The sequence below is a fragment of the Streptomyces sp. NPDC001922 genome, from assembly GCF_042891165.1.
In the GTDB taxonomy this organism is placed as follows: Bacteria; Actinomycetota; Actinomycetes; order Streptomycetales; family Streptomycetaceae; genus Streptomyces.
In genome coordinates this window covers 1-13,743 of the sequence record NZ_JBIASV010000019.1, presented here as the reverse complement: position 1 = coordinate 13,743, position 13,743 = coordinate 1, and the positions used below count along the sequence as shown (strand labels likewise).

General features: G+C 72.9%; 10 protein-coding genes and 1 pseudogene. 5 read left to right on the top strand and 6 right to left on the bottom strand.

All coding sequences use genetic code 11. The annotated features are described in order from the left end of the window. Nucleotides 1-20: 20 nt before the first annotated feature. Nucleotides 21-368 carry an Mpo1-like protein gene (locus ACFYYR_RS29515; RefSeq protein WP_388860219.1) on the bottom strand — a complete coding sequence of 116 codons (348 nt, stop codon included), beginning with the start codon at nt 366-368 and terminating at the stop codon, nt 21-23. Nucleotides 369-756: 388 nt separating this feature from the next. On the opposite strand from ACFYYR_RS29515, the gene ACFYYR_RS29510 reads away from it, so the two are divergent. Beyond that, nucleotides 757-1,725 (top strand): serine hydrolase, encoded by a 969-nt coding sequence (locus ACFYYR_RS29510; protein ID WP_388860216.1) that lies wholly within the window; start codon nt 757-759, stop codon nt 1,723-1,725. Nucleotides 1,726-1,923: 198 nt separating this feature from the next. Here the strand turns inward: ACFYYR_RS29510 and ACFYYR_RS29505 are convergent, their stop codons facing one another. Together ACFYYR_RS29505 and tnpA are read right to left on the bottom strand one after the other, a co-directional pair. Continuing rightward, nucleotides 1,924-2,802, bottom strand: a complete 879-nt coding sequence (locus tag ACFYYR_RS29505; protein WP_388860213.1) for a M15 family metallopeptidase — start codon at nt 2,800-2,802, stop codon at nt 1,924-1,926. Nucleotides 2,803-2,889: 87 nt separating this feature from the next. Continuing rightward, the gene (gene tnpA, locus ACFYYR_RS29500) at nt 2,890-3,318 is read right to left on the bottom strand and encodes an IS200/IS605 family transposase (protein WP_388860210.1); all 429 of its coding nucleotides are present in this window, start codon (nt 3,316-3,318) and stop codon (nt 2,890-2,892) included. 15 nt (nt 3,319-3,333) lie between these two features. Here tnpA and ACFYYR_RS29495 point away from each other — a divergent pair. Next, a pseudogene (locus ACFYYR_RS29495) lies at nt 3,334-4,575 on the top strand (RNA-guided endonuclease InsQ/TnpB family protein); the annotation flags it as partial. 80 nt (nt 4,576-4,655) lie between these two features. Next, nucleotides 4,656-5,183 carry an NUDIX domain-containing protein gene (locus ACFYYR_RS29490; protein WP_388860207.1) on the top strand — a complete coding sequence of 176 codons (528 nt, stop codon included), beginning with the start codon at nt 4,656-4,658 and terminating at the stop codon, nt 5,181-5,183. Between the two features lie 179 nt (nt 5,184-5,362). Here the strand turns inward: ACFYYR_RS29490 and ACFYYR_RS29485 are convergent, their stop codons facing one another. Next, complete coding sequence (locus ACFYYR_RS29485; RefSeq protein WP_388860204.1) at nt 5,363-7,708, bottom strand: glycoside hydrolase family 31 protein; 2,346 nt, start codon at nt 7,706-7,708, stop codon at nt 5,363-5,365. Nucleotides 7,709-8,039: 331 nt separating this feature from the next. Here ACFYYR_RS29485 and ACFYYR_RS29480 point away from each other — a divergent pair, with 331 nt between their 5' ends. Together ACFYYR_RS29480 and ACFYYR_RS29475 are read left to right on the top strand one after the other, a co-directional pair. Next, entirely contained in the window at nt 8,040-10,058 is a 2,019-nt protein-coding gene (locus tag ACFYYR_RS29480; protein WP_388860201.1) for an acetoacetate--CoA ligase, read from the top strand. Between the two features lie 70 nt (nt 10,059-10,128). Then, nucleotides 10,129-11,034: a hypothetical protein gene (locus ACFYYR_RS29475; RefSeq protein WP_388860198.1), complete on the top strand. Its 906-nt coding sequence runs from the start codon at nt 10,129-10,131 to the stop codon at nt 11,032-11,034. Nucleotides 11,035-11,133: 99 nt separating this feature from the next. On the opposite strand, the gene ptsP is transcribed toward ACFYYR_RS29475, so the two are convergent. Both ptsP and ACFYYR_RS29465 read right to left on the bottom strand, forming a co-directional pair. Next, on the bottom strand, nt 11,134-12,804 hold the full coding sequence (gene ptsP / locus ACFYYR_RS29470) for a phosphoenolpyruvate--protein phosphotransferase (RefSeq protein ID WP_388860196.1): 1,671 nt from the start codon (nt 12,802-12,804) through the stop codon (nt 11,134-11,136). A gap of 78 nt (nt 12,805-12,882) precedes the next feature. Next, nucleotides 12,883-13,332 (bottom strand): PTS glucose transporter subunit IIA, encoded by a 450-nt coding sequence (locus ACFYYR_RS29465; RefSeq protein WP_388860192.1) that lies wholly within the window; start codon nt 13,330-13,332, stop codon nt 12,883-12,885. Nucleotides 13,333-13,743: the final 411 nt, after the last annotated feature.

Below are 13,743 nucleotides of genomic sequence, written 5' to 3'. Positions count from 1 at the left end.
GCGTTCCTCGCGAGACCGCGTCAGGAGTGCTCCGCGAGCCATGCCGCGGCGATCTCCGCCAGCTCCCGGTCGCGGCCCGCCAGCATCATCCGGATCATCCGCGCGTCCCCCCGCAGGGACCAGGCCGGGTGCCCGAAGGTGGCGGGGTTGTTCCCCTCGACGAGGAAGTGCGCGGGCCACGCGGTCCCGTAGCCGATCACCGGCAGCGCCGCGAGAAGCCGCCGACGGCCGCTCACCAGCCCGTAGGTGCTCAGCGCGAGCCCGGTCAGGGTGCCGGTCAGATGGATCCAGCGCGTGGCCGCCCGGGAGTGCATGGCCACGTAGTACGGCCAGAACTCCTCGTACGAGGTGAAGGTCCGCTGCGTCATCCCCGCACCGTAGTGCGCACCGGACCCGCACGGGGAGCCCGGGTACGGGCGTGCGCGCCAGGGCTTGTGCCAGGCTCGGCCCCTCGTTCCGGCTGCCCCGGACGTCGTCCGCCCGGTGCTCCCGGAAGCTCCCCGTCCGGCTCCCTTCCGCCGCCCCGGACCCTTCCGCTTCCGCCCGGTCCCAGCCGCGCGACGCCGTCCCGGCCGCATGTCACCGGAACCGACAGCACTCGTCAGGCCGGGGAGGCAACCTGCGCGGCCGAACGCCGGTCCTGCTGACGGGCCGGAATCGGCGAACTCCGGTTCCACGGGCTCCGGTACGCGTCCCCGACCACGGGTGGGGCGGCGCGGCGGAGCCGGACGCACGACAAGAACGGAAGGAATCCGCATGGAGGATCCACAGATACCCGGCCGCACCCCGTACCGGGTGCCCGCCGCGGTGGTCGCCGGGTCACTGGTCGCGGCGCTCGCCGCCGCCGGCCCGGCCGCGGCGGCGAGCCCGAGGGCGCCGCAGGCCGACAAGGCGCCAAAGGTCTCCTGCACCTCGCAGCAGCAGGGGCTGGCGACCAAGCTGTCCCAGCACATCAGGAAGGCGGTCGACGGCCGCAAGGGCACGATCGCCCTCGCCCTCCACGACCGCCGCACCGGCACCCGGTGCACGCTCGACGCCAACCGGAAGTTCGACTCCGCGAGCGTCGTCAAGGTCACCGTCCTCGGCGCCCTGCTGCGCCGGGCGATGGAGGAGAACCGGGAACTCACCAGGAAGGAGGTGAAACTGACCACTTCCATGATCACCAAGTCGGACAACGAGGCCACCAGCACGCTCTGGCGGCAGCTCGGCGTCCGCGGCATCCAGCACTTCCTGACCCTGGCCGGCATGACCCGCACGGTGCCGGGCGCGGACGGCTACTGGGGCCTCACCCAGGTCACCGCCGGTGACCAGATGAAGCTGCTCGACCTGCTGACGTCCGACAACGACGTGCTCGACCGGGACGCGCGGAGCTACGCCCGCGGCCTGATGCAGCGGGTCGTGGCCGGCCAGCGCTGGGGCACCCCCGCGGGCGCGCCGGACGCGGCGACCATCGGCGTCAAGAACGGCTGGCTGAGCCGCTCCACCCACGGCTGGCGGGTGCACAGCGTCGGCACGTTCACCGGCGGTGGGCACGACTACGGCATCGTGGTCCTCTCCCACGGCAACCGCACCATGGACTACGGCATCGCGAGCATCCAGGGCGCCGCCCGCCGGATCCACCAGGACCTCGCCCCGGCCGCCTCGTCCGCCGAGCGGTTCGTCCCCGCGACACCGCGCAAGGGCACCCTCGACCGGGCCGTCCCGCAGGTGCCGGGCGCCGAGTAGCCCGACGGGGCCGGACCGTGTCGCCGCACGGTCCGGCCCTGTTTCGTCCCCACGCTGTCCGGGACGGCGGCCGGCACCGCCGGAACCGGGGTCCGCGCCACGGGCGTCCGGCGAACGGTCCCCGGCATCCGGCTCCCCGCCCCGGAACCGGTCACCCCACGGCACCCGGTCACCCCATGGCACCGACCGCCACCGGCCTCACCGACGGGAGGTCAGCGAACCTCTGAGGCCAGGGGCCACCTGAGGCCAGTGAACCTCAGAGGTCAGCGCCCCCCCGGAGGTCAGCGAACGCCGGTGGACCGGAAAGTCGAAGTAGGTGTCCGGGAACGTCTCCGGCTTGAAGGTGAAGTGCCACCACTCCTCGGGGAGGTTCACGAACCCCTGGCCTTCCAGGGTCCGCTTCAGCAGCGTCCGGTGGGCCCGCTGCACCCCGCCGACCCGTGGATCCTCGGTGTGCGACAGCGTGTCGAAGCAGTCGAAGCCCGTCCCCATGTCCACGGAGTTGTCCGGGAACCGGTCCTCCCGCGGCGCATGGCACGGCACCAGCGGCTCACCCGGCACATACGGGCGGGTCGGCCACCCGGGCAGCCTCACCAGCGTCACATCGACCGTGCTGCCCCGGCTGTGCCCGGACTTCTCGGCGATGTAACCGTCCTCGAACAGCCGGGTCTTGTCGACCCTCGGATAGAACTCCCCCTTCATGGTCTGATCGTCGAGCCGCTTCGCCCAGTCGACGAAGTGGTTCACCGCGCGCTGGGGCCGGTAGCAGTCGTACACCTTGAGCGTGTAGCCCTTGCGGAGCAGAGTCCGCTGCGCCCGGTGCAGGGCCCGCGCCGCGGGAGCGGTGAGGATGCACAGCGGCTGCCGGTAGCCGTCGATCCGTTCGCCCACGAAGTTGTGCCGGGTGACGTACCGCATCTCCTGCCGGACCGTCGGGTCGACGTCCCGCAGTGCCACGAACTCCTCGGGAGCCTTCGGCTCCGGCTGCGCCAGTCCCACCGGGGGAGCGGCGGTCGTGACGGCCAGAGCGGCGACGGACAGGGCCAGTACGCGCAGTGCGGCGGCAAATCGTGTCATGTCCACGGGATTTACCGGGGCTCTTGCGGAAAGCCCCGGCGTTCACGCCGGGGATGAGTGCATCTCAAGGCTGCTCTGACGTGCACGTCAGAGCGGGCGTTGTTGCTGCTCGATGTACTGGCGGATGATCGCCAACGGTGCTCCGCCGCAGGATGCGGCGAAGTATGAGGGCGACCACAGGTGACCGTGCATGATCGCGCGGTTGACCCGGCCGGTGAATTCTTGGCGGATCCGGCGGGCGGAGACGCCTTTGAGGCTGTTGACCAGTTTGGAGACGGCGACCTTGGGCGGGTAGTTGATCAGGAGGTGGACGTGATCGCGTTTGCCGTTGAACTCCTTCAGCTCCGCCTCGAAGTCCTCACACACCTTCCGCATGACCTCTTCGCAGCGCGTCAGCATCTCATCGTCGAACACTCCATGCCGGTATTTGGTCACAAAGACCAAGTGAACGTGCATCGCCGAAACCACATGCCTGCCACGCCTGTAGTCATTCTCCTGATTCACGAGACCAATCATAGTAGCGTCGCGGTCATGCAGCTCCGCTACAACTTCCGGGCCTACCCGGACGCCTCCCAGCGCCGCGCTTTGGCGCAGGCGTTCGGGTGCGCGCGTGTGGTGTGGAACGACTGCCTGCGTGACCGGAAGGAGGCGCAGGCGGCGGGGCTGCCGTATGTGACGTCGGGGGAGTTGTCCCGGCGTCGCATCACCCAGGCCAAACGCACCGAGGAGCGTGCCTGGCTTGCTGAGGTGTCGGCGGTCGTCCTGCAACAGTCCCTGCGCGACCTGGATGCCGCCTACAAGAGCTTTTTCGACTCGGTCAAGGGCAAGCGGCGGGGCCGCAAGGTCGGGCCGCCGCGGTACAAGTCGAAGAAGGACACCCGGCAGTCGATCCGCCTCAACACCAACGCCTTCTCCCTCCAGGAAGACGGCACGGTGTACGTGGCCAAGGTCGGCAACCTCAAGGTCAGGTGGTCGCGGCGGCTTCCGGCCGAACCCACATCCCTGACCGTCACCCTGGACAGCTCCGGCCGGTACTTCCTCAGCTTCGTCGTCGACACCGAGCCCGACATCCTCCCCGAGGCGGAGACCGACACCGGCATCGACCTCGGCCTGTCCGCGTTCGCTGTCCTGTCCGACGGGACGAAGATCGGCAGTCCGCGTTTCCTGCGTCGGGCGGAGAAGAAGCTCAGGCGTCTTCAGCGGGAGCTGTCCCGTAAGGCCAGGGGGTCGAGGAACCGGGCCAAGGCGCGGATCAGGGTCGCACGCCAGCATGCGCGGGTTGCGGACCGGCGCCGGGACTTCCACCACAAGGCGTCCACACAGATCATCCGCGACAACCAAGCGGTGTATGTGGAAGACCTCGCGGTGGCCGGCCTCGGGCGTACCCGGCTGGCCAAGTCCGTGCACGACGCGGGATGGGCTGCCTTCGTCGGCATGCTGGAGTACAAGGCCGCCAAGCACGGCCGCATCTTCGCCAGGGTGGACCGGGCCTTCCCCTCCTCCCAGCTCTGCTCGGCCTGCGGATTCCGGGACGGCCCCAAGCCCCTGCACGTCCGGGAGTGGACGTGCGGCCGGTGTGGGGCCGTGCATGAGCGTGATCACAACGCAGCTTGCAACGTCCTGGCCGAAGGACGTCGTATCGTCGCCGCCGGGCGGGTGGAGACGTCAAACGCCTGTGGAGCGCGGGTAAGACGGGTACATGTGCCCGCACAGCGCGGTGAAGCAGGAAGCCCCCGGAAGGGTCAACCGACCCAGGCCGGAATCCCTGGACTTCAGGCCAGGGAGCACGTCAACAGTGGACCCGTGCCTCGGGGAAGGGGGCGGGCGGACCCGTCGGCGGATACAGTGCGCGAATGGCCGATCGGGAACCCTTCTCCCACTGCTCCTCCTGCGGTGCCGCCCACGCGCCCGGCGCGGGTTGGCCCCGGCAGTGCCCGGCGTGCGGCACCGTCGCCTACCGTAATCCGCTGCCGGTGGCCGTCGCCCTGCTGCCCGTCCGCGGAGCCGACGGCACCGCCCTGACCGTCATCCGCCGCACCATCGACCCCGGCCGCGGCCGGATCGCCCTCCCCGGCGGCTTCATCGACCACGGCGAGGACTGGCGGGACGCCGTCGTCCGCGAACTGTACGAGGAGACCGGCATCGCCGCCGAGGCGGGCCGGGTGGACCTCGCCGATGTGCTCAGCTCGCCCGGCGGACACCTGCTGGTCTTCGGTCTGCTCCCCGAACGCCCCGTCGAGAGCCTGCCGCCCTCGGTCGGCACGGACGAGACCGAGGGCTGGGAACTCCTGGCGCAGCCGCGGGAACTGGCCTTCCCGCTCCACACGGAGGCGGCCGCAGCCTGGTTCGCCGGCCGGTACCCCCACCGGCCCACGCGCTGACCGCCGGCGAGGACCACCCCTCTGCTGTGTGACTCCGCGCCGGAGACACCGCGTGGTCCTGCTGCACAACCCGTTCCGCTGCGCCCCACGGGCGGGCCGATCGTCCGCCCGGACCCCGCCGTCCGTCCCGCCGGCCCATCACCAACGCTTCCCGTCGTACGTCCACTGCGCTCACCCCCTCAGCCCCGCACCCGCACCGCGTACCCCGGCTCCCCGCCATCCGCCCGTTCCACCACGACCCGGCCCTCCTCGGCCCGGGACACGAAGTGTTCGACCGTCGTCCGCGCCCAGCCGTCCCCGCCGTCGGCGACGACCGCCCCGCCGCCCCGGCTCCCCGGAGCCGGCGCCCACACCTCCAGCTCCACCCCGCCGTCCTCCGCGGCGACCGGCAGCACCGAACCCGCCCGCGCCAGCACCGGGATCCGCGACAGCGGGGCGTCCACCCACACCCGTCCCGGCCCGTCGAACACCTCCCCGGTGGCGGTGTCGTACCACCGTCCCCGGGGCAGTCGCACCGCCCGCCGGTCCGCGCCCGGTTCGAGCACCGGAGCGACCAGCAGCGCGTCCCCCAGCAGAAAGGCGTCCTCGCAGTCCCGCAGCGCCCGGTCGCGCGGCGTCGCCCACCACACCGGACGCACGTACGGCGCGCCGGACCGCCGGGACAGCTGCGCCAGGGTGACGAAGTACGGCAGCAGCCGCTCCCGTTCGAGCAGCGCCGCCCGCGCGTACGCCGGCACCCCCGGTCCGGACTCCCAGGGCTCCCGCTGCCCGGCCGGGACCGCCGCCCGGGTGCGGAACAGCGGCAGCCACGCCCCCAGCTGGAACCACCGGGTGCAGAGCTCCGGCGACGGCGCCCCGGTGAACCCGCCGATGTCCGGCCCCGAGTACGGCACCCCGCACAGCCCGAGCCCCAGCACCAGCGCCAGCGACGCCCGCAGCCCGGGCCAGCCGGTGGCGGCGTCCCCCGACGAGGTCCCGCCGTAGCGCTGCAGCCCCGCCCAGCCGGAGCGGGAGAACACGAACGGGCGCTCCTCCGGCCGCAGCCGGCACAGGCCCTCGTAGCCCGCCCGGGCCATCTGCAGCCCGTAGACGTTGTGGGCCTCCCGGTGGTCGCCGCCCCGGCCCTCCAGGGCGTGCCGCGCCGAACGCGGCAGCGTCGGCTCACCGAAGGCCGCGAAGGTCACCGGCTCGTTCCTGTCGTGCCACACCCCCGCGAAGCCCTCGGCCAGCCGCTCCGCGTACAGACCGCCCCACCAGGAGCGCACCGCCGGGTCGGTGAAGTCCGGGAACACCGACTCGCCCGCCCACACCTCGCCGCGCACCTCCCGGCCGCGCGCGTCGCGGACGAACGCGTCCGCCGCCGCGCCGCTGTCGTACACCGCGTACCCCGGCTCCGCCTTCACCGCCGGGTCGACGACCGACACCAGGCGCACCCCGTCGGCGCGCAACTCCTCCGCCAGCTCCGGCAGCCCGGCGAAGCGGTCCCGGTCCACCGTGAAGACGCGGTGCCCCCGGTGGTGGTCGATGTCCAGGTGCACGGCGGACAGCGGAAGCCCCCGCTCCCGGTAGCCGGCCGCGATCCGCCGCACCTCCCGCGTACTGCCGAAGCCGTTGCGGGCGTGCTGGTGGCCGAGCGCCCACCGCGGCGGCACCGCGGGGGCGCCCGTCAGCGAGGTCCAGCCGTGCAGCACCCGCGCCGGGGTGCCGACCACGGTCCAGGAGCGCACCGGCCCGCCGTCCATCCGCACCTCGCTGGAGCCCGGCCGGTCGTGCCCGGACCCGGCGCCCTCCTCGCCCTCCCGCAGCCGCACCCGGCCGTCCCAGGAGTTGTCGTGGAAGACCAGGTGCGTACCGGCGTCGGCCACCACCAGCTGCACCGGCATGGCCAGGTGGAGCGGGTCGTCACCGGGCCCGGAGCTCCCGCCCGGGTCGGTGTTCCACAGCCGGTACACGCCGTCCCGCAGCCGCGGCCCGGCCGCCCGCCCGCCGAGCCCGAAGAACCGCGCGTCGGCCGGCACCTCGGACCGCTGCACCCAGCGCGCCCCGCCCGGCGCCGGCCCGGACACCGGGTCCCACCAGCGCGGCGGCAGATCCCGCCGCAGCACCTTCCCGCCCGGCGTACGGATCTCCACCGCCCCATACCGGGACACCGTCACCGTCACCCGCTCCGAGACGACCCGCCAGCCGCCGTCCTTGTCCGGCTCCAGCTCCGCCCGGGCATCCGCGTCCGGACAGCCGTCCGCCAGCGCGTACGACGGTTCCGGTGTGCTGCCGTCCCAGCCGCAGAACACCGCTCCGCCCGCAGCGACCCGCACCCGGAGCGAGGACCGCGCGAACCGCACCACCCCGCCGCCCGGCTGCGGTTCGGCGTCCCGGGCGGGCCCCGGCACCCGCGCCCGCTCGGCACCGCGTCTCGGCAGCCCCACCGCGTCGGCCCGCTGCCGCCGCCACGCCGACCGCACGGAGCGCCGCCCCTGCGTCGTACCGACCACCTTCACCGACCGCACCAGGTCCCGCCCGTCCATGCCGCTCACCCTGCCATCGACCGGGCACCGCGAGCCGCCCGTTCAACAGCCGTTCACCCACGGCGGACGCCCGTTGCCGTCCGCGGATTCCGGGTGGGCCGCCCTGGTGCCCGAGCCGATCACGTGGCATCGTCCTGCTCAGCCGTTTCGCACCGGCGCTCCCGCCCCCGCGGGGGAGCGCGGCCCGGGCCGTGGAGCACCGCAGGAGCCCCACGGAACCGGGCGGACGCCGACCGGACCGTACGGGACGGACCGGTCGTGGCCCACCGGAGCGAACCGGACCGAAACCCAGACCGACCACACCCACAGGTGTACAGCCGGGAGCCGTGCCATGACGTCAGCGCCCATCGAACCGACCCCCGCCCCGCGGCCGGAGGCGCTGTGGCGGCCGGGCGCCGATCGCGTCGCCGGGGCGCAGATCACCGCGTTCCAGGAGTGGGCCGCCGACCGCCACGGTGCTCCGCGCGCCGTGCCCGGCGACCCGGCCGCCTCCTACGCCGCGCTGCACCGCTGGTCGGTCGACGAGCTCGAACGCTTCTGGCAGGCCGTGGCCGAGTGGTTCGACGTGCGCTTCGGGACCCCGTACGAGCGCGTCCTCGCCGACCCGGCCATGCCCGGCGCCCGCTGGTTCCCCGGCGCCACCGTCAACTACGCCGAGCACGCGCTGCGCGCCGCCGCCGACCCCGCCCGCGCCGACGCACCGGCCCTGCTCCACGTGGACGAGACCCACGACCCCCGGCCGGTGAGCTGGGCCGAACTCCGCCGTGAAGTCGGCTCCCTCGCCGCCGAGTTGCGCCGCCTCGGCGTGCGCCCCGGCGACCGGGTCAGCGGCTACGTGCCCAACGTCCCCCAGGCTGTCGTCGCCCTCCTCGCCACCGCCGCCGTGGGCGCCGTCTGGACCTCCTGCGCCCCCGACTTCGGCGCCCGCAGCGTCCTCGACCGCTTCCAGCAGGTCGAGCCGGTCGTCCTGTTCGCCGTCGACGGCTACCGCTACGGCGGCAAGGAGCACACCCGCGCGGAGACCGTCGCCGAACTCCGCCGTGAACTGCCCACGCTGCGCGCCGTCGTGCACATCCCGCTGCTCGGCAGCCCCGCCCCCGAGGGCGCCCTCTCCTGGGACGACCTGGTCGCCGGGGACACCGAGCCGGTCTTCGAGCAGGTCCCCTTCGACCACCCGCTCTGGGTGCTCTATTCCTCGGGGACCACCGGCCTGCCCAAGGCGATCGTGCAGTCCCAGGGCGGCATCCTCCTCGAACACCTCAAGCAGCTGGGCCTGCACACCGACCTCGGCCCCGGGGACCGCTTCTTCTGGTACACCTCCACCGGCTGGATGATGTGGAACTTCCTCGTCTCCGGCCTGCTCGCCGGCACCACCGTCGTCCTCTACGACGGCAGCCCCGGGTACCCCGAGACCGGCGCCCAGTGGCGGATCGCCGAGCGCACCGGGGCCACCGTCTTCGGCACCTCCGCCGCGTACGTCATGGCCTGCCGCAAGGCCGACGTCCACCCGGGCCGCGACCACGACCTCTCCCGCGTCAAGTGCGTCGCCACCACCGGATCCCCGCTGCCGCCCGACGGCTTCCGGTGGATCCACGACGAGGTCGCCGAGGACATGTGGATCGCCTCCGTCAGCGGCGGCACCGATGTCTGCAGCTGCTTCGCCGGGGCCGTTCCCACCCTCCCCGTCTACATCGGCGAGCTCCAGGCCCCCTGCCTCGGCACCGACCTCCAGGCCTGGGACCCGCACGGCAAGCCGGTCGTCGACGAGGTCGGCGAGCTGGTCGTCGCGGGCCCCATGCCGTCGATGCCCATCCGGTTCTGGAACGACCCCGAGGGCCACCGCTACCGGGAGAGCTACTTCGAGATGTTCCCCGGCGTCTGGCGGCACGGGGACTGGATCACCCTCACCTCCCGCGGCACCGTCGTCATCCACGGCCGCTCCGACTCCACCCTCAACCGGCAGGGCGTCCGCATGGGCTCCTCCGACATCTACGAAGCGGTGGAACGCCTCCCCGAGATCCGCGAATCCCTGGTCATCGGCGTCGAGGAGCGGGACGGCGGCTACTGGATGCCGCTCTTCGTCCACCTCGCCGAGGGCGCCGTCCTCGACGACGCGCTCCGCGACCGCATCAAGCGAACCATCCGCGAACAGCTCTCGCCCCGCCACGTCCCCGACGAGATCATCCAGGTGCCGGGCGTCCCGCACACCCTCACCGGCAAGCGGATCGAGGTCCCCGTCAAACGGCTCCTCCAGGGCACCCCGCTCGACAAGGCGGTCAACCCCGGCTCGGTCGACGACATCGAACTCCTCCGGCACTACGAGACCGTCGCCCGCGATCACTCCGCGTAGCACCAGGACCCCATTGTCCGACCCCTCGGTTACGTTGAGTGAGCACTCATCGACGTACCGAGGGGGAGTCATGGCACGGAAGACCACCACTACGTACCGCCGGACCGCACGGCACACCCTGCGCCGGGAGGTACCGGGCACGGTCGCCCTGCTCGCCGATCCCGGCGACTTCGCGGCCATGCGGCGCTACCCCGGCTTCGCCTTCGCCGACCACACCGCCTACCTCCGGGAGATGGAGGCGCTGCTGCGGGAGCTGGCGGCCGAAGGGCTGCACACCAGCGTGGCCCTCTTCGACCCCGAGGAGTACGAGGCGTTCTGCGCGGAGGCCGGCCTCGACCCGGCACGGCCGGACAGCCGCGTCCGCTACACCGCCATGGCCTCCGGCGGCGCCACCGTCCCCTACCGGGGCCAGCCCGTCGACCGGCTCCTCCCCGAAGTGGTCGCCGAAGCCGAGCGGCACGCCACGTTCACCTGGGCCACCGCCCTGCTGGCAGCGGCGGACGGCTGCGCCCACTGCGACCGGGGCGCCGGCCGCGCCGCCTACGCCCGCGCCTCACGGGCGGTGAGCGGGCTCCTCGAAGCCGTCGGCCCCGGCGACCACCACCTGGTGTGCAGCGTGCCGGCCGACGGGGCATCGCTCATCGCGGTCTGCCAGGCGGAATGCGAGGAGGAGGGCCGGGTCCGGGTACTGGAGGCGGAGGCCCTGATCCTGTGCACCGTCCTGGCCGCGGGCATCGCCACCGGCAGCCGCGGCGGCATCGTCGTCCGCAGCAGCGCTCCCGCCCGGCGTGCTGCGCCCGGCCGGGAGGTGGTCCGGGGATGGGCACTGCGCGACGGCTGGCCCCGGCCCCTCACCGAGGCCGAGGTGTTCGCGGCCTACTGCACCGACGCCGACACCGGTGAACCGGTCCCCCCGGAGCACGGAGTGGAGTACCGCCCCGGCATCCCCCTCCCGCCCCCGGAGGACGACCGCTGAACACACCGGTGGCCGCCCCGCACCTGCGGAGCGGCCACCGGCCGCGCACCTGAAGCCGCCCCGCGCTCACCGTGGGCGCGGTGTGCGGACGGCTCGGGCTCACTCCCCGGAGAGCACCGCCTGGGCGGCCAGCCGAGCTTCCTCCGCCGTGTCGGCCGCCCGCGCGGCGGCCGCCGCACGCTCGCACTGGGCGAACGTGTGCTTGGCCAGCGTGGCCCGCACATAGGGAATGGACGCGGCACCCATGGACAGGCTGGTCACCCCGAGACCGGTGAGCACACAGGCCAGCAGCGGATCGGCCGCCGCCTCACCGCACACCCCGCAGCTCTTGCCCTCGGCCTTGGCAGCCTCCGCGGAGAACGCCACGAGGTCGAGCAGCGCCGGCTGCCACGGATCCTGCAACCGGGACACCGCACCCACCTGGCGGTCCGCGGCGAAGGTGTACTGCGCGAGGTCATTGGTGCCCAGCGACAGGAACTCCACCTCCTGCAGCACCGAGCGGGCCCGCAGCGCGGCGGACGGAATCTCCACCATCGCGCCGAACTTCGCCTGCAGACCGGCCTCCCGGCAGGCGTCGGCGAACGCCTTGGCATCCGTGCGGTCGGCCACCATCGGCGCCATGACCTCCAGGTACACCGGAAGCCCCTCGGCCGCCCGCGCGAGCGCCGTCAGCTGCGTCCGCAGCACCTCCGGGTGGTCCAGCAGACTCCGCAGGCCGCGCACACCCAGCGCCGGGTTCGGCTCGTCGGACGGCGTGAGGAAGTCCAGCGGCTTGTCGGCCCCCGCGTCCAGCACCCGCACGACGACCCGGCCCTGCGGGAACGCCTCCAGCACCTGCCGGTACGCCTCGACCTGCTTGTCCTCCGACGGAGCCCGCGTGCTGTCGTCGAGGAACAGGAACTCCGTGCGGAACAGGCCGACGCCCTCGGCGCCCGCCTCCACCGCCGCCGGAACGTCCGCCGGCCCGCCCACGTTGGCCAGCAACGGCACCTTGTGCCCGTCGGACGTCGCCCCCGGCCCCGTGGCGGCGGCCAGCGCGGCGCGCCGCTCGGCAGCGGCGGCCTCCATCGCGGCCCGCTTGTCCGCCCCCGGCTCGACGAAGATCTCGCCGGTGCTGCCGTCCACCCCGATCACCGTGCCCTCGGCCAGCTCGCCCGCGCCCGGCAGCGCCACCACCGCGGGCACCCCCAGAGCACGCGCCAGGATGGCGCTGTGGCTGGTCGGCCCGCCCTCCTCGGTGACGAAGCCGAGCACCAGAGCCGGGTCGAGCAGCGCGGTGTCCGCCGGAGCGAGATCACGGGCGATCAGCACATACGGCTCGTCGCTGTCCGGCACTCCGGGCATCGGCACGCCGAGCAGCCGCGCCACGATCCGGTTGCGCACGTCGTCCAGGTCGGCCACCCGGCCCGCCAGGTACTCCCCGGCACCGGCGAGCAGCGCCCGGTAGGAGGCGAAGGCGTCGTACACGGCCCGCTCGGCCGTGCTGCCCACCGCGATCCGGCGCTCGACATCGGCCATCAGCTCCGGGTCCTGGGCCATCATGGCCTGGGCCTCCAGCACGGCCTGCGCCTCACCGCCGGCCAGATTGCCGCGGGCGATCAGATCGGCGGAGACGGCCTCCACGGCCTGCCGGGCCCGCCCCTGTTCACGCGGCGCCTCGTCGGTGGGAATCTGCTTCGCCGGCGGCTCCAGCACCGCCGTCCCCATGTGCCTGACCTCGCCGATCGCCACCCCGTGGCTCACTCCGACGCCTCGCAGCGTTGTCTCCATTGCACCCGTCTCCGGTTGATGCGGCGAGTCCTTCGCCCCTGCTGTGGATGTCGTTTGCGCCGGCCCCCGGCGCGGGGCTCACTTCCAGTGGAAGAGAGTGTCGCCCGGCTTGAGATCGGTGCCGTCGGCGAGGTCGGAGAGTGCCTCGGCCGAGGCCTCGAGCGCCACCACCGGGCACACCGGGGACTTCCCGGTGGCCTCGACCGCGGCAGGGTTCCACCGCACCACGGGGTCGCCGCGGCGCACGGTGTCGCCCTTGCTGACGAGCAGTTCGAAGCCTTCCCCATTGAGCTGCACGGTGTCGATGCCCAGATGGGTCAGCACCCCGCGCCCTTCCCCGTCGACCACGACGAAGGCGTGCGGATGCAGGGAGACGACGATCCCCTCCACCGGCGCGACCACCTCCGAGGGCTCGCGGACGGGGTCGATCGCGGTACCGGGTCCCACCATCGCGCCGGAGAACACCGGGTCGGGCACGGCCGCGAGTCCGATGGCGCGCCCGGCAAGTGGTGAGGTCACGGTGGTCATGGGGGGCCTCCCGGGGGCGGAGATGCAACAGGTGTCGCCAGTGGTCTGGACGACTTGACCAGAAGAGTAAGTCATAGGAAGAGACGATTCCGTGCACCCGACGGCGGCCGGATCGAGGGGGTGAGGCGGCGAATCGATTTGCCTCGCCCAGGGGGAGGCTGTAAGGTCTTGCACCTGCCCTCGACCGAGCACCGCGTAAACATCCGCGGATTCGGCAGGGGCGGCAACCACACCTATCGAACCTGATCCCTTCTCGGATCCGATTCCGCATGCCTGCGGAAAGCTGGTCGGAGACACGGAAAAGGCCTGATAGAGTTCGGAGCAGCCGAAAGGCAAAAGGCCCCCAACGGCCACTGGATTCGAAACTCGGACCGGAAACGGAACGAAAAAGAGTCTGGTAAGGTTGGAAAC

Coding starts and splice junctions, on each gene's coding strand:
- ACFYYR_RS29515 (WP_388860219.1), bottom strand. CDS start 368: ATGACGCAGCGGACCTTCACCTCGTACGAGGAGTTCTGGCCGTACTAC.
- ACFYYR_RS29510 (WP_388860216.1), top strand. CDS start 757: ATGGAGGATCCACAGATACCCGGCCGCACCCCGTACCGGGTGCCCGCC.
- ACFYYR_RS29505 (WP_388860213.1), bottom strand. CDS start 2,802: ATGACACGATTTGCCGCCGCACTGCGCGTACTGGCCCTGTCCGTCGCC.
- tnpA (WP_388860210.1), bottom strand. CDS start 3,318: ATGATTGGTCTCGTGAATCAGGAGAATGACTACAGGCGTGGCAGGCAT.
- ACFYYR_RS29490 (WP_388860207.1), top strand. CDS start 4,656: ATGGCCGATCGGGAACCCTTCTCCCACTGCTCCTCCTGCGGTGCCGCC.
- ACFYYR_RS29485 (WP_388860204.1), bottom strand. CDS start 7,708: ATGGACGGGCGGGACCTGGTGCGGTCGGTGAAGGTGGTCGGTACGACG.
- ACFYYR_RS29480 (WP_388860201.1), top strand. CDS start 8,040: ATGACGTCAGCGCCCATCGAACCGACCCCCGCCCCGCGGCCGGAGGCG.
- ACFYYR_RS29475 (WP_388860198.1), top strand. CDS start 10,129: ATGGCACGGAAGACCACCACTACGTACCGCCGGACCGCACGGCACACC.
- ptsP (WP_388860196.1), bottom strand. CDS start 12,804: ATGGAGACAACGCTGCGAGGCGTCGGAGTGAGCCACGGGGTGGCGATC.
- ACFYYR_RS29465 (WP_388860192.1), bottom strand. CDS start 13,332: ATGACCACCGTGACCTCACCACTTGCCGGGCGCGCCATCGGACTCGCG.